This window comes from Vreelandella sp. DA03-1M (genome assembly GCF_055725665.1).
On record NZ_CM146798.1, the window covers coordinates 556,507 to 580,025 of the forward strand.

19 protein-coding genes and 1 pseudogene are annotated in these 23,519 nt (G+C 56.9%); 10 read left to right on the top strand and 10 right to left on the bottom strand.

The window, feature by feature from the left end:
• Positions 1-5 precede the first annotated feature (5 nt).
• The 8 genes from ACXUPB_RS02630 to ACXUPB_RS02665 all read right to left on the bottom strand — a co-directional run bounded on the left by ACXUPB_RS02630 (position 6) and on the right by ACXUPB_RS02665 (position 11,754).
• Complete coding sequence (locus tag ACXUPB_RS02630; protein WP_035564706.1) at positions 6-1,679, bottom strand: ABC transporter permease; 1,674 nt, start codon at positions 1,677-1,679, stop codon at positions 6-8.
• A 3-nt stretch (positions 1,680-1,682) separates the two neighbouring features.
• A complete protein-coding gene (locus tag ACXUPB_RS02635; protein ID WP_179915329.1) occupies positions 1,683-2,903 on the bottom strand; it encodes an ABC transporter substrate-binding protein in 1,221 nt (406 codons plus the stop codon).
• 30 nt (positions 2,904-2,933) lie between these two features.
• Positions 2,934-3,977 carry an aminoglycoside phosphotransferase family protein gene (locus ACXUPB_RS02640; RefSeq protein ID WP_179915328.1) on the bottom strand — a complete coding sequence of 348 codons (1,044 nt, stop codon included), beginning with the start codon at positions 3,975-3,977 and terminating at the stop codon, positions 2,934-2,936.
• A 232-nt stretch (positions 3,978-4,209) separates the two neighbouring features.
• On the bottom strand, positions 4,210-7,056 hold the full coding sequence (locus tag ACXUPB_RS02645; protein WP_179915327.1) for a valine--tRNA ligase: 2,847 nt from the start codon (positions 7,054-7,056) through the stop codon (positions 4,210-4,212).
• 104 nt (positions 7,057-7,160) lie between these two features.
• Entirely contained in the window at positions 7,161-8,372 is a 1,212-nt protein-coding gene (locus ACXUPB_RS02650; protein ID WP_035564698.1) for an MFS transporter, read from the bottom strand.
• A gap of 41 nt (positions 8,373-8,413) precedes the next feature.
• Positions 8,414-8,845 carry a DNA polymerase III subunit chi gene (locus ACXUPB_RS02655; protein ID WP_179915326.1) on the bottom strand — a complete coding sequence of 144 codons (432 nt, stop codon included), beginning with the start codon at positions 8,843-8,845 and terminating at the stop codon, positions 8,414-8,416.
• A gap of 100 nt (positions 8,846-8,945) precedes the next feature.
• Positions 8,946-10,067, bottom strand: a complete 1,122-nt coding sequence (locus tag ACXUPB_RS02660; protein ID WP_035564695.1) for a branched-chain amino acid aminotransferase — start codon at positions 10,065-10,067, stop codon at positions 8,946-8,948.
• 166 nt (positions 10,068-10,233) lie between these two features.
• Complete coding sequence (locus ACXUPB_RS02665) at positions 10,234-11,754, bottom strand: leucyl aminopeptidase (protein ID WP_472955197.1); 1,521 nt, start codon at positions 11,752-11,754, stop codon at positions 10,234-10,236.
• A gap of 146 nt (positions 11,755-11,900) precedes the next feature.
• On the opposite strand from ACXUPB_RS02665, the gene lptF reads away from it, so the two are divergent.
• The 6 genes from lptF (at position 11,901) to ACXUPB_RS02695 (ending at position 18,168) form a co-directional block, all read left to right on the top strand.
• Positions 11,901-12,980 (top strand): LPS export ABC transporter permease LptF, encoded by a 1,080-nt coding sequence (lptF, locus tag ACXUPB_RS02670; RefSeq protein ID WP_179915324.1) that lies wholly within the window; start codon positions 11,901-11,903, stop codon positions 12,978-12,980.
• Positions 12,980-14,044, top strand: coding sequence for an LPS export ABC transporter permease LptG (gene lptG, locus ACXUPB_RS02675; RefSeq protein WP_035564690.1), 1,065 nt, complete (start codon positions 12,980-12,982; stop codon positions 14,042-14,044). The genes lptF and lptG overlap by 1 nt, the downstream gene beginning before the upstream one ends.
• Before the next feature lie 85 nt (positions 14,045-14,129).
• Complete coding sequence (locus ACXUPB_RS02680; RefSeq protein WP_035564688.1) at positions 14,130-14,603, top strand: RDD family protein; 474 nt, start codon at positions 14,130-14,132, stop codon at positions 14,601-14,603.
• Positions 14,604-14,772: 169 nt separating this feature from the next.
• Positions 14,773-14,979, top strand: coding sequence for a (2Fe-2S)-binding protein (locus ACXUPB_RS02685; protein WP_035564686.1), 207 nt, complete (start codon positions 14,773-14,775; stop codon positions 14,977-14,979).
• Positions 14,980-15,170: 191 nt separating this feature from the next.
• Positions 15,171-15,653 carry a bacterioferritin gene (bfr, locus tag ACXUPB_RS02690; RefSeq protein WP_009288515.1) on the top strand — a complete coding sequence of 161 codons (483 nt, stop codon included), beginning with the start codon at positions 15,171-15,173 and terminating at the stop codon, positions 15,651-15,653.
• A gap of 343 nt (positions 15,654-15,996) precedes the next feature.
• A complete protein-coding gene (locus ACXUPB_RS02695; RefSeq protein WP_472955201.1) occupies positions 15,997-18,168 on the top strand; it encodes an esterase-like activity of phytase family protein in 2,172 nt (723 codons plus the stop codon).
• A gap of 212 nt (positions 18,169-18,380) precedes the next feature.
• Here the strand turns inward: ACXUPB_RS02695 and ACXUPB_RS02700 are convergent, their stop codons facing one another.
• Positions 18,381-19,850 (bottom strand): carbon starvation CstA family protein, encoded by a 1,470-nt coding sequence (locus ACXUPB_RS02700; protein WP_472955204.1) that lies wholly within the window; start codon positions 19,848-19,850, stop codon positions 18,381-18,383.
• A gap of 188 nt (positions 19,851-20,038) precedes the next feature.
• Positions 20,039-20,590, bottom strand: coding sequence for a superoxide dismutase [Cu-Zn] SodC (gene sodC / locus ACXUPB_RS02705; protein WP_339934273.1), 552 nt, complete (start codon positions 20,588-20,590; stop codon positions 20,039-20,041).
• 186 nt (positions 20,591-20,776) lie between these two features.
• Here sodC and ACXUPB_RS02710 point away from each other — a divergent pair, with 186 nt between their 5' ends.
• From ACXUPB_RS02710 to ACXUPB_RS02725, 4 genes and pseudogenes are all read left to right on the top strand, one after another.
• On the top strand, positions 20,777-21,550 hold the full coding sequence (locus ACXUPB_RS02710) for a pseudouridine synthase (protein WP_339934274.1): 774 nt from the start codon (positions 20,777-20,779) through the stop codon (positions 21,548-21,550).
• A 10-nt stretch (positions 21,551-21,560) separates the two neighbouring features.
• Entirely contained in the window at positions 21,561-22,442 is an 882-nt protein-coding gene (gene tcdA / locus ACXUPB_RS02715; protein ID WP_339934275.1) for a tRNA cyclic N6-threonylcarbamoyladenosine(37) synthase TcdA, read from the top strand.
• Complete coding sequence (locus ACXUPB_RS02720) at positions 22,439-22,657, top strand: DUF1653 domain-containing protein (protein WP_339934276.1); 219 nt, start codon at positions 22,439-22,441, stop codon at positions 22,655-22,657. The genes tcdA and ACXUPB_RS02720 overlap by 4 nt, the downstream gene beginning before the upstream one ends.
• 49 nt (positions 22,658-22,706) lie before the next feature.
• Positions 22,707-23,519, top strand: a pseudogene (locus tag ACXUPB_RS02725) (RecQ family ATP-dependent DNA helicase); the annotation flags it as partial.

The following is a 23,519-nucleotide window of genomic DNA, read 5'->3' on the forward strand; positions in this document are numbered from 1 at the left end:
CCCTCTTAGGTAGCCAGTTCACGGCGGTGGGAGCCCAATAAGCGGGGCAGCCCCAGAGCAAGCATAAAGCCGATCAGTGGCAGGCCCGCCTGCACTAATGCCCAAACGCCGATTAAGCGTCGGTTACTGCCTGCGGCAAGCGCCACCGCCTCGGTCGTTACCGTAGTGACACGCCCGGCTCCCAGCAGTTGGGTGGGTAAGTATTGGCCAATACTTACCGCCAGGCCCACCGCAAAGGCCGTTAATAGCGGCGCTAATAGTAGCGGGAGGCGCACTTTCCAAAATGCAGCACTGCGTGACACACCCAGGGAGCGCGCTACCTGTAGCCAGCGTGGATCCAGGCGACGATACGCCTCGGCTAATGATAGATAGACATAAGGCAGCACAAACAGCAGGTGACCTGCGATCACCAAGCCTAGTTGGGGGCGAACGCCCAAACTCTCCGCTGCCACAATCAGACCAAACAGAAAGGCAATTTGCGGCACCAGTAGCGGTAGATAGAGCAGCCATAGTGCGCGCCTCGGTTGAATGTGCTGGCGATGCTCGTTTTCCAGCGTCGTTAACACCAGCGCCGTGGCCAGCGTCGTTGAAATCAGCCCAATCAGCGCGGTATTGACAAGCGGTGTGACCAGCATAGGGCCGCTGCGTTGCCAGTGATCCAGCGTTAGCATCTGCGGTAACAGCTCAGGAAAACGCCAAAAACCGGCCAGCGAAAATAGCCCCAACCCGACCAAGGCCGCCAGCGCCGTGATACTTGCAAATAGTAACGCCGAGCGGCCCACTACGCGCAGGGCGATTTCACCTCGCTGGCGGCTGCCATTGGTCAGCCAGCCTCGCGCCAGCAGGCGGGTCAGTTGTTCCAGTAGCCACCAGCAGAGCAGCGCGGCGATGGTGACCCCCAGTTGTAGTACTGCCGCCGCCGAGGCCATAAAGCGGTGGCTAATATCGGGGTCGTTGAACCAGCGCAAGATAGACACGCTCAGCGTGGGAGGCAAGGTCGGGCCGAGAATCAGCGCCATATCGACGACCGAGGTGGCGTAGGCGATCACCGCATACACGGGCAGGCGAATCAGCGGGTAGAGCGAAGGCAGCACGGTTTTTAACCACGCAATGGTAGGTGAATAGCCCAGTGATCGCGCCAGCATTAAGCGCTTTTCAGGCACTAGCTGCGGCAGCGCTGCCAGGCTCATTAGCAGTAGGAACGGCACTTCTTTTAGCACCAGCCCCGCGATCAGGGAAAGCCCCCAAGGATCGTTGATGATCAGCGCATCCGGCGGGCGCTCCCAGCCGGTTAGCGATGGCGATATGAGCCGCGCCAACAAGCCCGAAGGGGCAATCAGAAAGGCAAATCCAAACGCGATAGCGGCATGGGGGATGGCGAGTAGAGGCGAAACCAGCCGCCGAATGCTGCGGTCTAGCCATGTGCCCCGGCTGGCGGCCAAAAACAGCACCACAATAACCAGCGCTATGGCTGCGCTGACTAACCCGCTGGTAAAGCTCACCGCCACCGAACGCCAAAGCCCCGGCTGGGCGAACAGCATCTGCCAGGGGGCTAAACTACCGCCATGTCCGCCTAGCGCGGGCAAGTAGCCAAATGCTGGCAGCAGCACCATCAGTAGCCCTGCGGCTACCGGCAGTACTAGCAGGGCAATGATGAGCGCCGGGGCCAGTCGCAGCATGGTCTAGTTAACGCCGTAACGCTCAAGCCAGGCATCTTGCAGGGCGGTCATCCAGCTGGGGTGCGGTTCGGGTAGGGTGTTAGACAGCGCGTCCGCGGGTAGTTCTGAAGGGTGACGATCTCCCTGCTCAAACAGCGCTTGGGCGTCAGTGTCTAGCTGGTTGATATCCAGCACGCTGTGGTCGCCCCACATCGCTAACGACTGTTTTTCGGCCTGGGCTTCCGTTGAAAGTAGATAGTTGGCGAGCACCATGGCCCCAGCTTTATGCGGTGAGTTATAGGGAATTGCCACAAAGTGGACGTTACCCAGGGTGCCGCCTTCCAGCACATAGCTGCGCACGCTATCGGGTAATTCATACTCCATGACCGCCACGGCAGCATCAGTGGGGTAGAAAGAAAACGCTAGACTTAGCTCACCATCGCTCATCAATGTACGCAAGTGGGGGCCGGAGTCGGGAAAGCTGCGCCCGCTGCGCCATAGGTGCGGGTGCAGCGCATCTAAATAGGTCCACAGCGGTTCTGTCACGGTCTCGAAATCGCTCTCTGAGAGCGGCTGGTAAAGCGCCTCATCCTGCTCGGTAAGCTCGATCAGTGCTTGTTTCAAAAAGGTGCTCCCGGTGAAGTCGGGAATACGTGGATAACTAAACTGGCCCGGGTTGGCTCGAGCCCAGGCGAGTAGCGACTGTATATCCTTGGGGGGAGTCTCGGTTTGGGCGCTGTCGTAATAGAAGGTGATTTGCGCTTTTCCCCAGGGCGACTCGTAGCCTTCGGTAGGCAGTGTGAAGTCGGTGACAACCTCGGGGTTTTCGTCGGCGTTGGTGAGCGCAAAATGGGGCAGCGCCTCGGCGAAGGGGCCGAACAGCAGATCGTTGTCGCGCATGGCTGCGAAGTTCTCGCCGTTGATCCAAATCAGATCAATACTGCCCTCGTCGTGGTTACCTGCCTGCTTTTCGCCTAGCACCCGCGCCACCGCGCTGCCGGTATCGTCCAGCTTAACGTGCTCCACATCGACGCCGTACTGGGCCTGCATTTGCTCCGCCACCCAGTCAATATAACGGTTGGTGCGCGTATCACCCCCCCAGGCATTCCAGTAAACGGTTTGGCCTTCGGCTTGTGCCACGACGCTTTGCCAGTCGTCCGGATCAGGGTTGGCCATGGCAGGAAGCGCAAGGCCTAACAGCGTGGTGGCGATCGTGAAGCGTATAGGGTGACGGTTAATCGGCATCGCATATCTCTTGGGTAGGAAGCACAAACGTTATAGGGAAGCTTGCAAGCACTGCAGCTCGCTATGGACGTGATCAATAATCGGCAGCGAGAGGTAGTGCTCAACGCGGTCACGCACGTGGTCAATCACGGCAGGGTCGGTGAGTTCTGCCGACCAGTCTTCTCCCCGTTGCTGGGCATCTTTAGCGTTTAGGTGCTGGGCGCGCCATTTCGCGCACCAGGTTAATGACCACAGCCAGGTAGCGCGACGGCAGGCGACCAGGGAGTCGGTATCGGGTGATTCACTCATGGCTGCTTGCCAGCGGCGGTAAAAATTAATCACGTCATTCAGCGATAGCACCGCTTGGCTGTTTACATCCCAGGTAGTGGAGGTGTAGAGGCTGGTGTGGGCGAGATCAATGCCCGGCAGGCCGTAGCGACACTTCTCTAAATCCACCAACACCGCGCGGCCATCGTCGCGGATTAAGAAGTTGCCAGGGTGGGTGTCAAAGCTAATCAGCGTCGCGGTTTCATCGTTTAGGCGGGGCGGAAGTAAGTCCAGTTCCTGCTTAATCCGCTGGGTCACTTTACTCGAAAGCTGCGCATCGCCTAGCCAGTTAGCCTGCTGGCGCACTTCATCCACCATCGCCTGCCACGGATTTTTAGGAGCGAGCAGTGGCGCCCGTGCCGCGAGAGCGGGCAGCGGTTGACGGTGCAGGCTGGCAAGAGCATCTGCAATGGCAGGCAGGTCTTCCGGCAGGCTGGCCAGACGGCCGCGGATCGCCTCAACCAACAACCCGCCACGAGGCAGCGATTCGCCTGGCGGCAGGGTGTCATACAGCACAGGCGTGTGTCCGCCAGGGCTAGAGCGCTGATAACAGGCGGCCTGATAGGCAAGGTTCGCTTCCGGCGGCAGGTTCATCTGGCTCTGTTTCGGTAGCCGCGCCACCCAATCATCGCCATCGTTGCGATGCACCCATACATGGTCATGAGCTAGCCCGGTATCCGCCATTGGCGAAAGCTCGCGGTACGCAATCCCGGCCCGCTCAAGTTCGGTCGCCAGCGCCTCTAATCGCGCCACAGTTGGTGTCGGCATAGAGCAGTCCGTATTGTTGCTGAATCAGCGATGCCACTTGGTGGCTGTTCTTGTACCAACCTTACACGTTTCGTAAGAAAATGTGATTAGGTGTGGTGTAAGGAGGAGGAAAAGCTTTGTATTAACTCACTCTAAACTTTGAAGTGGTCTGACAAAGTCAACAGAGCGTTCCCAAACAAAAACGGCACCCTGACGGTGCCGTTTTTGTTTCAGCTATTGTTACTAACCAACTTTATAAAGCCTCAATCTTCGCCTTTTGCTCTTCCAGCAGCTGCTTGGTGGCTTGGAACTCGTCCAGCTTGCCTCGCTCTTTATCCACCACGGCGACGGGGGCTTTGGCGATAAAGCCGTCGTTGCCAAGCTTCTTCTCGATGCCGCCGATCAGTTTGTCCTGTTTCTCGATCTCTTTACTGAGGCGAGCGATTTCGGCATCTCTGTCGATGAGATCCGCCATCGGCACCAATACTTCCATATCACCTACCAACTGCGTGGCTGAGAGCGGGGCATCATCAGGGTTGTCGAGCCATGTCACGCTTTCCAGCTTGGCGAGCTTGGAAAGGAAGTGGCGGTTGCTTTCCAGGCGCTCGGCATCTTCGGGCTTGCCTTTGGTCAGCAGCACGTCGAGGGGTTTGCCAGGGGCGATGTTCATTTCGGCGCGGATGTTACGCACGGCGATAATGACGCCTTTGAGCCACTCAATATCCAGGCTGGCCTGTTCGTCGATTTTACTCTCATCGGCTTCTGGCCAAGCTTGCAGCATGATCGATGCGTCGTCACCCATAAACACACCTGCCAGCGGCGAGACGCGTTGCCAGATCTCTTCGGTGATATAGGGCATCATCGGATGGGCCAAGCGCAGGATAGCTTCGAGTACGCGCACCAACGTGCGGCGAGTGCCGCGCTTGGCTTCGGCCGTCGCATTTTCGTCCCACAGTACGGGCTTGGATAGTTCCAAATACCAGTCGCAGTACTCGTTCCAGATGAATTCATACAGCGCTTGGGCGGCGTGGTCAAAGCGGTACTCGTCCAGCGCCTTGGTGACCTGGGCTTCGGTTTTCTGTAGCTGCGAGATGATCCAGCGGTCGGCGAGGGAAAGCTCAACTTCCTCTCCGCTCGTACCGCAATCTTCGCCTTCGGCGTTCATCAGCACGTAGCGTGAGGCATTCCACAGTTTGTTGCAGAAATTGCGGTAGCCATCCAAGCGGTTCATATCAAACTTGATATCGCGCCCGGTGGTGGCCTGGGAGAGGAACGTAAAGCGCAGCGCATCGGTGCCATGGGCTTCGATGCCGTCTTTGAACTCATCCTTGGTGGCTTTGGCAATCGCCTTGGCCTGTTTGGGTTGCATCATATTGCCGGTGCGCTTTTCGAGTAGCTCATCCAGCGTGATGCCGTCGATCAGGTCGATGGGGTCGAGCACGTTGCCCTTGGATTTGGACATCTTCTGGCCCTGGCCGTCGCGTACCAAACCGTGCACATAAACCGTCTTAAATGGCACCTCTTTGGTGAACTTCAGGGTCATCATGATCATCCGGGCTACCCAGAAAAAGATGATGTCAAAGCCAGTGACCAGCACACTAGAGGGATGGAAGGTCTCAAGCTCTGGGGTTTTTTCCGGCCAACCGAGAGTACCGAAGGTCCATAATCCCGAACTAAACCACGTATCGAGTACGTCTTCATCCTGCGTCAGCACGACATCGGGTTCGAGTGCATGCTTCTCGCGGGCTTCTTCTTCGCTACGGGCAACGTAAACATTGCCTTCCGCGTCGTACCAGGCGGGAATGCGGTGGCCCCACCACAGCTGGCGGGAAATACACCAATCTTGCAGGTCACGCATCCAGGCGAAGTACATGTTTTCGTAGTTTTTAGGCACGAACTGGATATCGCCGTTTTCCACCGCTTCGATGGCGGGCTTGGCGAGGCTTTCCACCGCCACAAACCACTGGTCGGTTAGCAACGGCTCAATGACATCGCCAGAGCGATCACCATAGGGCAGGGTGTTGTTAACGGCTTCGACTTGCTCCAGCAGGCCCAGCGCCTCCATATCAGCAACGATCTGCTTGCGCGCTTCAAAGCGGTCAAGCCCAGCGTACTTGGCGGGCAGCGTGGCGTCTTCGTCGGGCTGGGGCTGGCCTTTTAGGTCAAAGATCTCAGCTTGCTCAAGGATCGTCGCATCTTTGGAGAAGACGTTGATCAGCAGATGATTCTGACGCTTGCCGACCGCGTAGTCGTTGAAGTCGTGAGCCGGGGTGATCTTGACGCAGCCGGAGCCTTTCTCCATATCGGCATGCTCATCCGCCACCACCGGAATACGGCGGCCTACCAGTGGCAGCTCGATAAACTTGCCGACCAGTGAGGCGTAGCGCTCATCTTCCGGGTTGACCGCCACACCGGTGTCGCCCAGTAGCGTTTCCGGGCGGGTGGTGGCGACCACTACGTAATCCTTACCGTCAGCGGTTTTAACTCCATCCGCTAGCGGGTAGCGGAAGTGCCAGAAGCTGCCTTGCTGCTCTTTGTTTTCCACTTCCAAATCAGAAATGGCGGTATGCAGGGTAGGATCCCAGTTGACCAACCGCTTGCCGCGGTAGACCAGCTTTTCTTCGTGCAGGCGCACGAACACTTCCTGCACCGCTTTATAGAAGCCGTCGTCCATGGTGAAGCGCTCGCGGCTCCAATCCACGCTGGCGCCCATGCGGCGCAGCTGGCGGGTGATATGGCCCCCAGACTCTTCTTTCCACTCCCACACCTTGTCGATAAACGCATCGCGGCCAAGATCGTGGCGGGTCTTGCCCTCTTCAGCCGCTATTTTACGCTCGACCAGCATTTGCGTGGCGATACCCGCATGGTCGGTGCCTACCTGCCACAGGGTATTGTTGCCCTGCATCCGTTTCCAGCGCGTCAGGGTATCCATAATGGTGTCCTGAAACGCGTGACCCATGTGCAGGCTGCCGGTCACGTTGGGCGGTGGAATCATGATCGAAAAGGGCTCGCCCTGGCCGGAAGGGGCGAAACGGTTGTCGGCCTCCCAGCGTTCGTACCAGCGGGTTTCGATCTGTTCGGGTTGGTAGGTCTTTTCCATGGAGAGTCGGCTCACGGCTGGCAAAAAATGTGAAATTGTATAGCGCGAGAGTATACAGCGTGAGTGCCGGGGTCGTCAGGTGCTACTCACGCTCGTTGTTAATGTTAACGGTTGCCGCGCACCGTCTTTACAAGGTGCTGATGCGAAGAAAACCCGCGCATGGCGATGAGCCCCAGGATAGGACCTGGCACTAGCCACCAGATCACCGCCAGCGACTGGCTCGACCACAGCGCGGTAACCAGCGCAATCGAAGGAATGGTGAGCCCAAAGCCGATAGCGTTCATCATCGCCAGCGCTGCCCCCAGTCGCTCGACTGGGGCGGTGGCCGATGCAAGCGCTGAAAACTGAGCAGAATCGGCAATCACGCTAACGCCCCATACGCCGAGAAGCGCTAGCAACAGCCAGGGCGATGCGCTGCCCAAAAGCGGATAAACCAAACACAACGTGCCCGAGACAGCCAACGCCACGCAGGCCACGCGGTCGCTGCCAATGTGACGGCTCCATTTGCCCGCGAGTACGCAGCCGGGCAAGCCCAACGCAATCACGGCAAAGCTTAGCCATGGCTGGGCGCCGTTGGCAGCGCCAAGACGTTCCAATTCCCTAGCGACCAGAAACGGCACCAGCGCCCATAGCGCATACAGCTCCCAACAATGGCCGAAATAACCTAGCGCGGCGGCGCGAAAACGCGGCTGTTTAAACGCGGCCAGCCCTGCCCAAGGGCGCCCGCTTTTGGCGGTGGCCGGGAGGTGTGGGCCTACGCCCAGTCTGAAAATCAACAGCGCGGCGACCAGCGCCAACAATGAGGCCAACAGCAGCGGCCACTGCCAGGGCAGGTGCAGCGTTAACCCGCGTAGCAGGTGTGGGGAAGCAATGCCCAAGGTCAGCATGCCCACCAGCCAACCCAGCGCTGCCCCGGCGTGGCTGGGAGTCCAGCTCACCACCAGTTTCATACCCAGCGGATAGATACCGGCCAGGCAAAGCCCTGTTGCAAAGCGCGCCACGGCTGCCAGCGTGACGCTCTCGGCCACGCCGATAAAAGCGGCGTTGATCAGTGCGCCAAGAACGGCAGAAAACGCAAACAGGTGGCTGGCACGAATTCGGTCAGCAAGGCCGGTGGTGGCGATCAGCAGCGTGCCGCTAATAAACCCGGCCTGAACGGCGATAGTGAGCAGACCCAAATCGCTTTCACTAAGGCCCACGGCCTCCTGCAGCGCCAGACCAACGCCATTAACGCTAAACCATAGCGAAGTGCCGAACAGTTGGGCGATGACGATAACGGCCAGGGGAGTGCGGGCTAAAAAGGTGTGAAACTGCATGGGCGCTCTCGTGCGTTGAGTTATTGTTGTTAAAAGATTAGTTAACCGAGCTTATGCGGCACGACCTCATGGCCCATTTCTTTATAGCGCTGCCAGCAGGTGCGTTTGGCGACCAGCACTTGTTGGTGCTGATTGATGATCTCGGCGATTCGCGCGTAGCGTTCTACACCTTCGGGAATATCGGGGTGCAAATTAAGCAGGGCGGTTTCTTCTGTCGGCACCGGCAGCTGCTGCCAGCCTAGCGTGATCGGTACGCTGGCGGCCATTTCGCTATCTTCCAGGGCGTGGGGTAAATAGGCATCCGGACGAAAATTCCACAGCGCGCTATCGGCCTGCTCGGCGAGGGCTCTGTCTTCGCAGTGTAGATGCAGGCGGTAGCCTTTACGCCAGATGGTCTCGGCCAGTTTGCAGGCAAACTGCAAGCGCGCCTCCAAGGTCGTATCGGGCAGAATGTAGAAATCAATACGGGCCATTGGCGGCTCCAGCGATTGCAGATAAATGTACTACTTACAAACAGCGCCGCCGCAAACGTTGCGGCGGCGCTGAACGGTGAAGCGTGGGTTTTAAACCCGCTTAAACCAGCTGGGTTAGCCAGCCGTACTTATCTTCACTGCGGCCGTACTGCAGGTCGAGCAGTTTGGTACGGATGCGCATGGCGATTTCATTATTGCCGCCCGCGGTGAGCTTGATACGCTCGTTTTCAGTGACCAGTTCACCTACCGGAGTGATGACCGCGGCGGTACCGCAGGCAAACACTTCGGTGATCTCACCAGATGCCGCCCCTTCGCGCCACTCGTCAATGCTGATAGCGCGCTCTTCTGGCGTTAGACCTTCATCTTTGGCCAGTGTGAGTACGGAGTTGCGCGTCACGCCTTCGAGAATGGTGTCGGTCAGACGCGGGGTCACCAAACGGCCGTCTTTGAAGACGAAGAACAGGTTCATGCCACCCAGCTCTTCCACCCACTTGTTTTCAGCCGCATCGAGAAACGCGACCTGACCACACTGGTGGGCTTCGGCTTCTTTTTGCGCGGCCAATGAAGCGGCGTAGTTGCCGCCACACTTGGCAAAGCCGGTGCCACCGGGGGCTGCACGCTTGTAGTTCGAGGAGAGCCATATCGACACCGGGGCAATACCGCCTTTAAAGTACGCCGCGGCGGGGGAGGCGATCACGTAGTAATCGACTTCCTGTGAGGGGCGTACGCCAAGAAATGCTTCAGAAGCGATCATAAACGGGCGCAGGTAGAGGCTGCACTCATCAGAGGCGCTGGCAGGCGTAGGTACCCAAGCCTGATCCTGGGCGAGCAGCGCTTTCAGCGAGCCGATGAAATCCTCATCGGACAGTTCCGGCAGCGCCAAGCGGCGGGCGCTGCGGCGGAAGCGCTCGGCGTTTTTCTCAGGGCGGAATGTCCAGATTGAGCCGTCGGCGTGGCGATAGGCCTTGATACCCTCAAAAATCTCCTGGCCGTAATGCAGTACAGAGGCAGCAGGGTCGAGGGTTAGCGGGCCGTAAGGGCGCACCTGATGGCCGTGCCAGTCGGCGTCCACGGTCCAACGAATATGGGCCATGTGGTCGGTAAAGTAGCGACCAAAACCGGGGTTTTTAAGGATGTTTTCACGGATCTCATCGGCCGTAGGCTGGTTGGACGGCAGTATTTCAAAACGCGATTCTGACTGGTTATTTGAAGCTGTGGGCACGGCGTGTTGTCTCCGCTAGAGCCAGACCCCGAAGGGCAAAAGTAAGCAGTGTATGTAAGTACGGCGTGTGTCCAAGGACAGGGTGCACGCTCATGTATTCAGGTTTAACGGTTGCCGCGCTGAAAGGCAACCGTTGAACGAGGGATCGTGGTGCCGAGTGATGATATTAGCCGTCGCTGTTTTCTACTTGGGCATCGGTTTCACGGTCCAACAGGTACTGGGTTAATAGCCCAACCGGCCGGCCGGTGGCGCCTTTTTGCTTGCCTGAGTGCCAAGCAGTGCCCGCGATATCCAGGTGCGCCCAGGGGAAGTGATCGGCGAAGCATGATAGAAAACATGCGGCGGTAATCGTACCCGCGGGGCGGCCGCCAATATTAGCCAGATCGGCAAAGTTGGAGTCTAACTGCTCTTGGTATTCATCCCACAGCGGCAGGTGCCAGGCGCGATCCCATGCCCCTTCGCCGGCATCCAGCAAATCCAGCGCTAGGTCGTCGTCGTTGGAGAGCAGGCCGGTGGCGTGATGGCCTAGGCCGACAATCACAGCGCCAGTAAGAGTGGCGATATCGACCACGCTGGCGGGAGTAAAGCGCTCGGCGTAGGTTAGCGCGTCGCACAGCACCAAGCGGCCTTCGGCGTCGGTATTGAGCACTTCGACGGTCAGCCCTTTTAGCGTTTTGATGATATCGCCGGGCTTGGTGGCGCGGCCGTCGGGCATGTTTTCGGCGGCGGCGACGATAAACACCAGATTGAGCTTCGGCTTGATATCCAACACCGCTTTGACGGTGCCGAATACGCTGGCAGCACCGCACATGTCGAATTTCATTTCGTCCATGCCTTCGCCGGGCTTGAGCGAAATGCCGCCAGTATCAAAGGTAATGCCTTTGCCGATTAGTACATGGGGCGCTTCTTCACCATTGTCGGCGCCCTGGTACTTCATGACGATCAAGCGTGTCGGTTCCTTGCTGCCGCGACCGACGGAAAGCAGCGAGCCTGCACCCAGAGCTTCCAGCGCTTCTTCATCGAGAATGTCGACCTCAAGTGCGCCCTTTGAATCGCGGCCCAGCTGCTCTGCCTGCTCGGCTAAATAGCGAGGCGTGCAGATATTGGCAGGCAGGTTGCCTAAGGTACGCGTGTAGTTGATGCCTTGGCCGATTGCATTGCCTATTAAGGCGCCCTGCTTAACCTGCGAAACAGCGTCAGCATCGCTGATCATTAACGTCAGCTTGGCTAGACTGAGGGCCGGTGCGGGCGATGATTTGAACTGATCAAAGCGATAAATGGCCCGCTCAGCTGCTTCCATCACCTTGCGCGCTTTCCAGGCAGGGTCGCGGTCGGCGAGTGGCACATCGCCGAATACCACGCTCGCTTCATCGATAGGTAGTTTTACCAACGCTGCCATGGCCGCATCCAGGGCCTTGATGAAGGCGGCTTCCTGGCATTTTTCGCGCTCACCCAAGCCCACTAGCAAGATGCGCTCAGCGCCCAGGCCCGGTGCAAAGGGCACTAATTGCACGTTGCCCAGCGCGGCGTCAAAGTCGCCGCGTTCCAGCAATTGGCCAATCAGGCGCTCGCTGGCGTCGTCCAGCTTGGCAACGGTGGGCAGAAGATCGCTCCCTTTGAAAACCGGTACCAAAAGGCAGGCCGTTTCGGTTTTGGCCGGGTTCGCAGTCTGAACGGAAAATTCCATGACGGCTCCAACAAGACAAGCAGCGAGGGATTCGGGATAATGCCCCGTTGCTTTTGATTGTGAAAAGGGACTGAGAATAATTTGTTTAGTGTACCCAAGCCATTCGCTTATTGCATGGCATCCTGCACGACTAGCCGGAGAGCGCGTTGATTTTATTTCGATATCTAACTCGCGAAGTGTTACTCACCATGTCGGCGGTCGCTGGCATCCTGTTGCTGGTGATTATGGGCAGCCGCTTTATCCGCTATTTTTCGGACGCAGCGGAAGGTGATATTCCGGTCACCATGTTAGGCAGCCTAATGATGTTTCACCTGCCCGGCTTTATGGAACTGATTTTACCGCTGTCTTTTTTTCTGGGCATCCTGCTGGCCTACGGGCAGCTCTACATGAATAGCGAAATTACCGTGATGGTCGCCTGCGGAATGAGCCCTACTCGGCTGTTGAAAGTGACCCTGCTACCCGCCAGCGTGGTGGCGGTGCTGGTAGGTATCTGCAGCCTGTGGCTGACCCCCTATGGCGCGCTGCAAACGGAAACTGCGCTGGAAGAGCAGCGTAGCCGCCTGGATGTTTCTGTGTTGGCGCCGGGGCGCTTTCAGGAATTTGGGGGTGGTCGTACCGCTTACATTGGCAGCTTTTCCAGCGATGGCACGGAAATGCAGGATGTATTGGTGCACGAGCAGAACCAGCAGGGCGATGAAGGTACCCACGACTACGTGACCCGCGCCGCATCGGGTTTTCAGGAAACGAGGCTTGAAACCGGTAGCCGATTTTTGGTGCTGGATGATGGTGAACGCTACGGGGTGACGCCAGGTGAGCAGAGCGCCGAGCGGCTCACGTTTGAGCGCTATACCCTGCGCCTGGGGTTAAGTCGCGACCGGCAGGAGCTTGATTCTCTGGAGTACGCGACCACGGCTGCGCTATGGAATAATCCAAGCCCCCGTGCCCAGGCTCAATGGCAGTGGCGGGCAGGGCTACCCTTAATGGTGTTTGTGCTGGCTTTGATGGCTCAGCCGCTGTCCCGCGTCAACCCCCGCCAGGGGCGCTTCGGCAAACTACTGCCCGCGGTCTTTTTATATGTTGCGTATCTCAGCCTGCTGCTGGCGGTGGTCGATGCGATTGGCAGCGGTACTTGGTCCATTATGCTGGGTGTGTGGCCGGTACATGGTTTGTTCTTGGGGTTGGGCCTGCTAATGCTGTGGCGCTCGCAACGTAAGGGGATGCGCTAATGGTACTTGACCGTCTCGATCGTTATATCGCCCGCAACGTGTTGGCGGCCATTGTCGTCGTTCAGTTTGTGCTGTTGGGTTTGGATATTACTATCGCCTATATCGATGATTTAGGCGATGTACAGGTGGGTTATACCGCTTTTGATGCGCTGCTTTACCTGTTAATGCGTACGCCCTGGCGCTTTTACCAATATGCGCCGGTGGCGGTGTTAATCGGCGCGCTGATTGGTTTGGGCAGCATGGCGTCCAGCAATGAGCTCACCGTTATGCGTGCGGCTGGGCGCTCCCTGGCGCGCATTGTGTGGGGCGTGATGAAGCCGGTGCTGGTGGTGGTGGTCGTGGTGCTGCTGGTTGCCGAATATGTTAGCCCGCGCACCGAGCAATACGCCGAAGCGTGGCGCTTGGAAAAACTCCAGGGTGAAGGCGCCATGTTGACCAGCCGCAGCGGCTGGCAAATCGAAGGCGACAGTGTTTACCGTTTTGGGGCGATTCGTGCGGATAACGTGGTGCTTGATTTAACTCGCTATCGCTTTGATGATCGCCAGCTAGTCGAAGCCACTTACGCACAGCGTGCTCGTTGGGAGGGCGAGGCGTGGCGGTTGGAAAACGTCGCTACCACGCGCATTTTCGACGATCACACGGAGTCGGATCAATCGGCAAGCATGGGCTGGGACACTGCGTTTACCCCGACCCAACTGGAGCGCTTGCTGCGCGATATCGAGAGCCAGGCACCCAGCGAGTTGTGGGCCTATGCCCAGTTCCTTGAGGAGCAGAACCTGCAGAATGACCAAGCGCTGCTGTATTTTTGGCAGAAGATGCTGATGCCGCTCACCATGGGCTCGCTAGTGCTGATTGCCGCCTCCTTTGTGTTTGGCCCACTGCGCACCGTGGCCGCGGGTACGCGCGTGTTTTACGGCGTGGTCACCGGGCTGAGCTTCAAGTATGTACAGGATTTGCTGGCGCCCGCCTCGACAATCTTTGGTTTTTCCCCTGTATGGGCCGTACTGGTGCCGACATTAGCGTGTGCCGGGGTAGGGATCTACTTTCTACGTCGCAATGGTTAATGCCGCAAGGGGTAGGCATAGTTCGCTAAGCCCAAATGAGACGTCATCACCACCAAGTGGCAAACAAGAACTAATAAGAGGAACTATGCGAATACGACGCTTTGCTCAGTTGGACAGCGTATGGCCAGCGGGTCTTGGACGCCGCCTGGGTGCCATGCTCTATGACGGCTTTTTGGTCACCGCGATCTGGATTGCCGTGACCGTCGCGCATATGGTTTTTTTCCGCTATGTGCTTGGCCAGCAGCCAGAAGAGATTGGCACCACGGCCGGTGATATTTGGAGCCTGCGTCTCTTGCTGCTGTTTTTTGTCACGCTGTTTTTCGTTTTTTCCTGGTCGCGTGGAGGAATGACGTTGGGCATGCAGGCGTGGCGGTTGCGGGTGCAAACACTGGATGGCTATTCGCTGAATTTGAGGCAGTGCCTCATTCGCTGCGCGGTGGCGTGGCTCTCGCTGCTGGCATTTGGTTTGGGCTACTTATGGGTACTGTTCGATAAGCAGCGGCGTAGCTGGCCGGATATTGCTTCTAACACGCAAACGGTGGTATTGCCGAAAAAATAATGGTCACTTGCGATATGCCTTATGAAGATAGAAAACATTGCTAAGTCAATAGGTTATCGTACTTTGTTTGTTCTTTAAGACGAATAGATACCAACAAGCAGTCATTTCTACTTGAAAAGACCTATGCGAATCATTTACATTCACCTCATGACTTTTATGAGGTATCGCCATGTACGTTTGCGTGTGCAAGGGAGTAACCGACCATCATATTCGCCAGCACGTTAGCGACGGAGCGCGCAGCTGGCGAGAAGTGCGTGAAGCAACCGGCTGCGCAACGCAGTGCGGCAAGTGCGCGTGCTATGCCAAATCTATTACCCGTGATGCAGTGTTTGAAGCGCGCCAAGAAGCCGATATGGGACTCGCTTATGCTGTGTGACGCGAATCACTATTGTTAGAGTTATCGTTAGCAAATATATGATTTACTTGAACTTTTAATCACCTTATCTATACTCTCAGAAACGCTGGGAGTATAGCTATTTGCGTCTATGCTCTTCTCCAAACGTAACTGCTTGATCGTATTGTCTAAACTAGATTAAACATCAGCATTACAGTAGAAAAGGTGACGTTATGAAAGGTGATACGAAAGTTATTGAGCATCTTAATAAGGCGCTCGGCAACGAACTCGTTGCGATCAATCAGTACTTTTTGCACGCCAAAATGTATAAAGATTGGGGGCTGAAAGCCCTCGCCAAATGGGAATACGATGAGTCCATCGAAGAGATGCAGCACGCTGACAAGATCATCGAGCGCATTCTATTCCTGGAAGGCATTCCCAACCTGCAAGACCTTGGCAAGCTGCACATTGGCGAAAACGTCAAAGAGATGCTCGAAAGCGATCTAAAAATTGAGCACGACGGCCGTAACGATTACATCGAGGCCATCACCTATTGCGAAAGCGTTAAAGATTACGTGACTCGCGATATGCTGCGTGACCTGCTTGCTGATGAAGAAGACCATATCGATCACATCGAAACAGAGCTGGGTTTGATCGACAAGGTAGGTATTCAGAATTACATGCAGCGCCAAATGCAGATGGCAGGCGACGAGTAAAACGCTATCGCGCGTATGTATAGAAGCAAGCTAGCAACCAAAACTAGCTAAAAAGCAGCCAGTCAGGGCTAACTGACTGGCTTCTTGCGTTCTAAAGTCTCCTTTAACCTATCGATTTTCCCGCTTCCCTTTTCCCCTATGTGTTCCTTCACTACTTACCCATCTAACATTTTCGCGGCAACCTGCGTTTAGCGCTGAGGTGTGCCGATAGCCAACGGCGCTAACTTAGCCAGTGAGTGTCATAAGACTGACATCGTCATGGTGTTGGATAGTTAATCGGACATAGCAAATTTAATAACTTAATCAGTCGTTTCTGAAGCTTAAGCAAGGGATTAACTCCATCATGATACTCAAACGCAGACCAATACTGTTGGCGCTGGCTGCTGTGCTGGCCGCCACGCAAGCGGCAGGCGCGGCAGATAAACATTTCAACCGCATCGCCAGCTTCGCGGTTCCCGATAACATGGCCGAGGGCGAGGATCGTACACGCGAGACCGCGCCTGAAATCATTGCTGCCTCCGGTGATGGCATGACGCTGGTGTATACCGATAGCCCGCTGGGCGCGATTGGGCGCATTGATATCAGCGACCCGGCTAACCCGCAACCGCTGGGTAATATCGTTATGGACGGCGAGCCTACGGCCGTATCGGTGCTCGGCAATATGGCCTATGTCGGAGTGAATACATCGGTTTCCTACAGCGAGCCTTCCGGTGAGCTGCGCACGGTCGATTTAGCCAGTGGCGAGATACTCGCCTCCTGCCCGCTAGACGGACAGCCCGATAGTGTAGCTTCTGCTGCGGCACCCGATGGGCACTTTGTCGCTGTCGCCATTGAGAACGAACGCGACGAAGAGGCGGGCGATGGACGTGTACCGCAGATGCCCGGCGGTTCCGTGGCACTGGTGGAGATCAATGCGGCAGGGCTGGTTAACTGCGACAGCCTGCTCTACGCCGACGTAACCGGGCTCGCCGAGATCGCCCCCGAGGATCCCGAGCCGGAGTTTGTCGATATCAACACCCTGGGTGAGACCGTCGTTACCGTGCAGGAGAACAACCACCTGGTGGTGCTCGACTACGCCGGAAAGGTGGTGGCGGATTTCAGTGCCGGGACTGTCGACCTGGACGGCATTGACGCCAGCGATGACGGTGCGCTGATTTTCAACGAGCAGCAAGCCGAGCGCCTGCGTGAGCCGGACGCTTTGCAGTGGATCGACAACGACCACTTCGCTATTGCCAACGAAGGCGATATGGATGGCGGCGCGCGCGGCTGGACGATCTTCAGCAAGCGCGGCGAGGTGGTATACGAGTCAGGTACTTCATTCGAGCGCGCGGTGATTGAAGCGGGTCATTACCCCGATAAACGTTCGGATGCCAAAGGCAGCGAGCCGGAGGGGATGGAGTTTGCGGTGTTCGAAGGTACGCCCTATGTCTTCCTGCTTTCCGAGCGCGGCTCGCTGGTGGGCGTTTATGACGTTAGCAATCTGGCCGAACCGCAGCTCACCCAGCTGCTGCCCTCGGGCCTGTCTCCCGAAGGCGCCGTGGCGATTCCCAGCCGTGGCCTGTTAGCCACCGCCAATGAAGGGGATCTGGGCAAAGACGGCGGCCCCCGCGCCCATGTCATGATTTATCAATATCAGGCTGCGCCAGCGGTCTATCCCACCCTGACCTCGGCGGGCGCTGATGAACTGATTGGCTGGGGCGCACTTTCCGGTTTGGTCGCTGCTGATGACATGCTCTACGCGGTTAGCGACAGCTTCTACAGCGCCCAGCCGCGCATCTTCACCATCGACCCATCAGCATCGCCGGCGCGGATTACGGCAGCGCTGGATGTGACCCGCAACGGTGAGCCTGCGCTAGGCCTGGATATGGAAGGTATTACCACCGATGGTGAAGGTGGCTTCTGGGTCGCTTCCGAAGGTAACGACAAAGGCCTTGCCAACACCCTTTATCATGTGGGTTCCGACGGCGAGATTATCCAAGGAATTGCACTGCCCGAGGCGCTCGCTCAACAGGCATTGAAGTGGGGATTAGAAGGCGTCACGCGCATTGATAATCAGCTGTGGCTGGCGGTACAGCGCCCCTGGCAGGATGACCCCGAAGGCATGGCCAAGCTACTGCGTTTTGATATCGACAGCGGTGAGTGGGGCGCTGTTCATTACCCGTTGGATAACGTGGAACAGGGTTGGATTGGCCTCTCCGAAATCACCGCCCATGGCGCTTGGCTTTATTTGATCGAGCGCGACAACCAGATCGGCGCCGAGGCGAAGGTTAAGCAAGTGACCCGCGTTGCCCTGGACGGCCTGGAACCCGCCCCGCTGGGCGGTGAGCTGCCGGTGGTCGAGAAACAGCTAGTACGCGACCTGATTCCCGACCTGGCCAGCTACAACGGCTTTGTGGTGGACAAGATTGAAGGAATGGCGATCAACGATAATGGCAACGCCTGGCTGGTCAGCGACAACGACGGCGTGGACGATAGCTCCGGCGAGACCTACTTCTGGTCGATACCGCTAGAGTAGTCCCTGCCTGTTTTCGTCTATACCGCAGCAGCATGGAAGCGATAAACATGAGGAGGAGGGGAGAACAGGTAGGATAAGAGAGATAGGGAAAGAAACGAGGGCACGCATCAAACACGGTTATGTGGCTGATGTGTGCCCTTTTTTGTGGCGTGGCTCGTGTTTGAAGAGCGTCCTGTTAAGAGAGTGTGGTGGTAACGTTATGGAGCGCCTAACTATTTAGCTGTAATCGCCTCTCCGCTGTCCACAAACTGGCTCGGTACCGCCGGCTCATCAACGGCAAAAGTTGCCCGGCTTAGACGACGGACACGCTTCATAAACAGCGCAATGCAAAGAAGCGTACCTAGCGCGGCTACCACATAGCTTAGCTGCAGCGGTAGACCAAAACCGATCGGCGCGTAGGCCAAGTAGGTAAACGTGGCCATGGTCATAAAGGTGGCTGGGATCGAGGTAATCCAGTGAGGCTTACGCGACAGCACTAAATACATAGTGCCAACCCATAGCGCGATAACGGCGGTGGTTTGGTTCGCCCATGAGAAGTAACGCCACAGTAGCGTGAAGTCCATATGGGTTAATGCATAGGACACTACAAACAGCGGTAGAGCGACCATGACGCGCTTCATAATCGGCTTTTGATCGATCTTAATGTAATCAGCAATGATCATTCGCGCGCTGCGGAAAGCGGTATCGCCCGAGGTGATCGGCAACACGATAACGCCGAGTACCGCCAGGGTGCCACCCACCGCGCCGAGCATGGTGGTAGAAACTTCGCTTACCACCGCGGCAGGGCCACCGGCCGCCAGCACATCGGAAAGCGACTGGTCGCCGTAGAACAGGCTCATGGCGGCGGCCGCCCAGATCATCGCAATAATGCCTTCGGTGATCATCATGCCGTAGAAGATTTTGCGGCCGTTGGTTTCGTTTTGCGTGGTGCGCGAAATAATCGGCGTTTGGGTAGCATGAAAACCGGAAAGTGCGCCGCAGGAGATGGTTAAAAACAGCAGCGGGAAAATCGGTGCGGCGTCAGGGTGCATGTTCTGGAACGAGAGCTCGGGGATCGGAGCACCCGTGATGATCAAGCCGATACCGATACCCGCCGCGCTGAACAGCAGCAGGGCGCCAAAATAGGGGTAGATACGGCCAATGACTTTATCAATCGGCAGCAGGGTGGCAATCAAATAATAAATAAAGATAGCGACAATGATGAGCGTTAACGACAGCGAGGTCATATTGGCCAGCAGTGCTGCGGGCGAGGTGACGAATACTGTACCGACTAAAAGTAGCAGCAGAATCGCGAAGCCATTGACCACATGCTTCATCGCTTTACCCAGAAACTTGCCGGCCAGTTGCGGCAAATGAGCGCCGTGGTTGCGGATCGAGATCATACCGGTCAGGTAATCATGCACCGCACCGGCAAAGATGCAGCCAATCACAATCCACACAAAGGCTACCGGACCATACAGCGCGCCGAGAATCGGTCCAAAAATGGGGCCGACACCGGCAATATTTAATAACTGAATGAGTGAATTGCGCGTAGTGTTCATCGGCACATAGTCGATGTTGTCGCGCATGCTGAAGGCAGGGGTCTGACGTTTGCGGTTAGTCACAAACACGCGTTCAACGAACTTCCCATAGGTAAAGTAGCCCGCTATCAGCAGCAGGATCGATACGATAAAGGTGATCATCTAAGGTACCTAGAGCAGTGAGGGGGATGGGCGAGCATGCCGGTAAGCATGCAAGCAGGCACTTTTTTAGCAGGGCCGAATGTACAGATAACCACTATAAAATCACAGTTAGACTTTAGTGGGCCGTAAGCAAAAAAATGGACAGCCGAGTGGTTGCCCATTTTGTCGATTAACAATAACGGTAAAGCTTAAGACTCAACGACGCCGCAGGCCATGCGAGTGCCGCCGCCGCCCAGATGTGGCTCATCTTTGTAGGTGTCGCCACCTTCATGGATCATCAGGCTGCGACCCGGCATATCTTCCATGCTTAGGCGTGGGGCTAGAACGGGTAGATTGGCTTCGCCCTCTTCATTAACGGTTAGCACCGGCAGATCGCCTAAATGTCCTTCACCATAGGGGCCTTGGTGCGTGCCGGTTTCTTCGGGGTCATAGTGACCACCTGCGGACAGTGCAGCGGTCATTTCGCCACTGTCGTTTTCGGCAGGATCACAGCTGGCGTTCTGGTGGACGTGAAAACCGTAAACACCGGGCTCAAGATCCGTCAGCGAAGGGGTTAGCAGTAGGCCATGATCGGTATGCTCAAGAGAGACGGTGCCGATTGACTCTTCATTACCCTCGGTGCTGACTTTATGCATCTCGACATCGAGCGTTTCATTGGCTTGTGCCGCCGTGCTGGCGAGCAGCAGCGAAGCGGCAATGGCGGTAAGTGGTGTTGAGAAACGTATAGTTGAATAGCGCATAGAGTTATCTCCTTCCGAATCCATGGAAACGCTGTAGTTGCGTTGCTTATTTAAGGTAGCTGCCAAGCGGTTTGTTCGCCAATTAAGCCGACGGATGACATCGGCTCGTCAAGCCGCGACAATAGCGGCCTGTTTGATAGATAGCTTTTGTAGAAAGTCTTGTCACCAGCTGTTACCAGGAGCGTTATGACGCCACTCAACATCCTCTATCAGGATGATTATCTCGTTGCAGTGCATAAACCGTCAGGCCTATTAGTGCACCGCTCGGCGTTAGCGCGTGGCGAAACCGAATTTCTGCTCCAGCGGCTCCGCGACCAGCTCAATAAGCGAGTGTATCCCGTTCACCGGTTGGATCGGCCGACGTCAGGGGTGATCGTTTTTGCGCTCTCTTCAACAGTCGCTGGCCTGCTCAGCGAGGCTTTTAGCGAGCGTCAGGTAGAAAAGCGCTATCTGGCGGTGGTGCGGGGTAAAGCGCCGGAGAGCGAACGTTTGGATTACCCATTGCGGGAAGAGGATGGCACGCGGCCCAAAGCTGAGATGCCTGCTATGCCTGCGATGACTGATATTCGCCGTCTGGATAGCGCTGAGTTGCCGGTACAGATCGACCGTTACCCAGTGGCGCGTTACTCCCTGGTAGAGGCTCGGCCATTGACGGGTCGGCGCCACCAAATTCGTCGTCATCTTTCACGGCGGGGCTATCCGATTATCGGCGATGCCAAACACGGTAAAAGTGTCCACAACCGCTTTTTTGCCGAGCAGATGAGTGCTCCACGCTTACTGCTCGCCGCGACCTATTTAGCCTTTGACCATCCGCTGTTGGCCAAGCGTGTACAATTGAGCTGCGCCTTGGACGAGACCATGGTCGCGCTGTTTAATCACCTTGGCTGGGCAGGGCATTTGCCGCTGGATAGCGTACGAACGCCGCCTCTTGCAACGCCTTCCGCTCTCCAAGCACTGTGAGTCTGTTTTTATGCTTTTGAACGAGCCATCAACCTCCCTTGCTACTGCCTCAGTATCTAGCGACCGTGTTTCAAGTGACTATGATTTTCGCTTTGGCGGTATACGACGCCTCTACGGCCAGCGCGCTGCGGAGGCGTTTCGCCATGCCCATGTAGTTGTGGTCGGGGTAGGCGGCGTGGGTAGCTGGACGGTAGAGGCGCTGGCGCGCTCGGGCATTGGCAAGCTCACGCTGATCGATCTGGACGACGTCTGTGTCTCCAACGTTAACCGCCAGCTCCACGCGCTGGATGGCACCATCGGTCAGCCCAAAGTGGACGTGCTGGCCGAGCGCTGCCGTTTGATCGCCCCTGAGATCGAAGTCATCGCAGACACCGCCTTTGTCACGCCCACCAATCTGGCCGAGCGCATTCCCGAGGATGCCGACCATGTGGTGGATGCCATCGACAGCGTGATCGCCAAGGTTGCGCTAATCGCCTGGTGCAAGCGGCGCAAAATCCCGATTACCGTGACCGGTGCGGCGGGCGGGCAGACCGACCCGACGCGCATTCAAGTGGCGGATTTAACCCGCACCGAGCACGACCCGCTGCTCTCCAAAGTACGCTCGCGGCTGCGTCGCGATTACGGTTTCTCCCGCAATCCCAAGCGGCGCTTTTCGGTGGAGTGCGTCTATTCCGACGAGCAGTTGATCTATCCCGGTGCCGACGGTGAAGTCTGCCTGCAAAAGCCCGGTAGCGGCGACGCCACCCGGTTGGACTGCGCTTCGGGCTTTGGTGCCGCTACCTTTTTGACCGGCACTTTTGGCTTTGTGGCCGCCTCCAAAGTGCTGGAGCGCCTGGCCAAAAAAGCCAACCAGCCAGCTGTCGCAAACGCTACCCAAGAGGAGAGCTCATGACCACCCCCGTTCCCGGTATTTACCGCCACTACAAAGGCAGCCTCTACGAAGTGCTTGGCACTGCCCAACACAGCGAAAGCGAAGAGCCGCTGGTGGTGTATCGTGCCCTCTACGGCGACTACGGCCTCTGGGTGCGCCCGCTTGAGATGTTCACTGAAAGCATAAACAAAGAGGGCCACATCCAGCCGCGCTTTGCGCTGGAAAAGGCGTTTTAGATCTTCACTACTTAGATCTTAGCTACTCATCACTTAGCAGGCAGTGTTTATGACCTCATCATCACCCCAGCAAACGCTGAAAGACGTATTCGGTTTTGACGACTTTCGCGGCGGCCAACAGGCGGTGGTGTCACGAGTGTTGGAGGGGCACTCCACGGCGGCAATTTTTGCCACCGGCGCGGGCAAGTCACTTTGCTACCAGCTTCCGGCGCTGCATCTTCCCCATCTCACCCTAGTGGTATCGCCACTGCTGGCGCTGATGCAGGATCAACTGGCGTTTCTAACGCGCCATGGCGTGGCGGCGGCCAGTATTGATTCCACCCAAGACCGCGAAACGACTCGCGATGTCATGGAGCGCGCCAAAAGTGGTGAGCTGAAAATCCTGATGGTGTCGGTGGAGCGACTTAAGAACGAGCGCTTTCGCCATTTTCTGCGCCAAGTGCAGATATCGCTGCTGGTGGTCGACGAAGCACACTGCCTTTCTGAATGGGGGCATAACTTCCGACCCGATTATTTGAAGCTACCGGACTACCAGCGCGAGTTCGCCATCCCCCAGGTGCTGCTACTAACCGCCACGGCAACGCCGACCGTGATTGCCGATATGAGCGAGAAGTTTGCCATTGCCCACGATAACGTTATCACCACCGGCTTTTACCGCCCCAATCTTGAGCTGCTGGTGGCACCCGCCATGGAGGATCGCCATCAGCAGTTGGTTGAATGGCTGAAACCACAGATGCAGCCGGGCAGCGAAGCACCGACGATTATCTACGTCACCCTGCAGCAAACCGCTGAACAAGTGGCAAAAGTGCTGGCGGCCCAGGGTATTGCCGCTCAGGCCTACCATGCTGGGTTAGATCCTGAA

What these genes read in the sequence shown, in the direction of transcription:
- ACXUPB_RS02710 (WP_339934274.1), top strand. Translation starts at nt 20,777, where the DNA reads ATGACGCCACTCAACATCCTCTATCAGGATGATTATCTCGTTGCAGTG.
- ACXUPB_RS02695 (WP_472955201.1), top strand. Translation starts at nt 15,997, where the DNA reads ATGATACTCAAACGCAGACCAATACTGTTGGCGCTGGCTGCTGTGCTG.
- ACXUPB_RS02650 (WP_035564698.1), bottom strand. Translation starts at nt 8,372, where the DNA reads ATGCAGTTTCACACCTTTTTAGCCCGCACTCCCCTGGCCGTTATCGTC.
- ACXUPB_RS02665 (WP_472955197.1), bottom strand. Translation starts at nt 11,754, where the DNA reads ATGGAATTTTCCGTTCAGACTGCGAACCCGGCCAAAACCGAAACGGCC.
- ACXUPB_RS02700 (WP_472955204.1), bottom strand. Translation starts at nt 19,850, where the DNA reads ATGATCACCTTTATCGTATCGATCCTGCTGCTGATAGCGGGCTACTTT.
- bfr (WP_009288515.1), top strand. Translation starts at nt 15,171, where the DNA reads ATGAAAGGTGATACGAAAGTTATTGAGCATCTTAATAAGGCGCTCGGC.
- ACXUPB_RS02630 (WP_035564706.1), bottom strand. Translation starts at nt 1,679, where the DNA reads ATGCTGCGACTGGCCCCGGCGCTCATCATTGCCCTGCTAGTACTGCCG.
- lptG (WP_035564690.1), top strand. Translation starts at nt 12,980, where the DNA reads ATGGTACTTGACCGTCTCGATCGTTATATCGCCCGCAACGTGTTGGCG.
- sodC (WP_339934273.1), bottom strand. Translation starts at nt 20,590, where the DNA reads ATGCGCTATTCAACTATACGTTTCTCAACACCACTTACCGCCATTGCC.
- ACXUPB_RS02655 (WP_179915326.1), bottom strand. Translation starts at nt 8,845, where the DNA reads ATGGCCCGTATTGATTTCTACATTCTGCCCGATACGACCTTGGAGGCG.
- ACXUPB_RS02640 (WP_179915328.1), bottom strand. Translation starts at nt 3,977, where the DNA reads ATGCCGACACCAACTGTGGCGCGATTAGAGGCGCTGGCGACCGAACTT.
- ACXUPB_RS02635 (WP_179915329.1), bottom strand. Translation starts at nt 2,903, where the DNA reads ATGCCGATTAACCGTCACCCTATACGCTTCACGATCGCCACCACGCTG.
- tcdA (WP_339934275.1), top strand. Translation starts at nt 21,561, where the DNA reads ATGCTTTTGAACGAGCCATCAACCTCCCTTGCTACTGCCTCAGTATCT.
- ACXUPB_RS02680 (WP_035564688.1), top strand. Translation starts at nt 14,130, where the DNA reads ATGCGAATACGACGCTTTGCTCAGTTGGACAGCGTATGGCCAGCGGGT.
- ACXUPB_RS02720 (WP_339934276.1), top strand. Translation starts at nt 22,439, where the DNA reads ATGACCACCCCCGTTCCCGGTATTTACCGCCACTACAAAGGCAGCCTC.
- ACXUPB_RS02645 (WP_179915327.1), bottom strand. Translation starts at nt 7,056, where the DNA reads ATGGAAAAGACCTACCAACCCGAACAGATCGAAACCCGCTGGTACGAA.
- ACXUPB_RS02685 (WP_035564686.1), top strand. Translation starts at nt 14,773, where the DNA reads ATGTACGTTTGCGTGTGCAAGGGAGTAACCGACCATCATATTCGCCAG.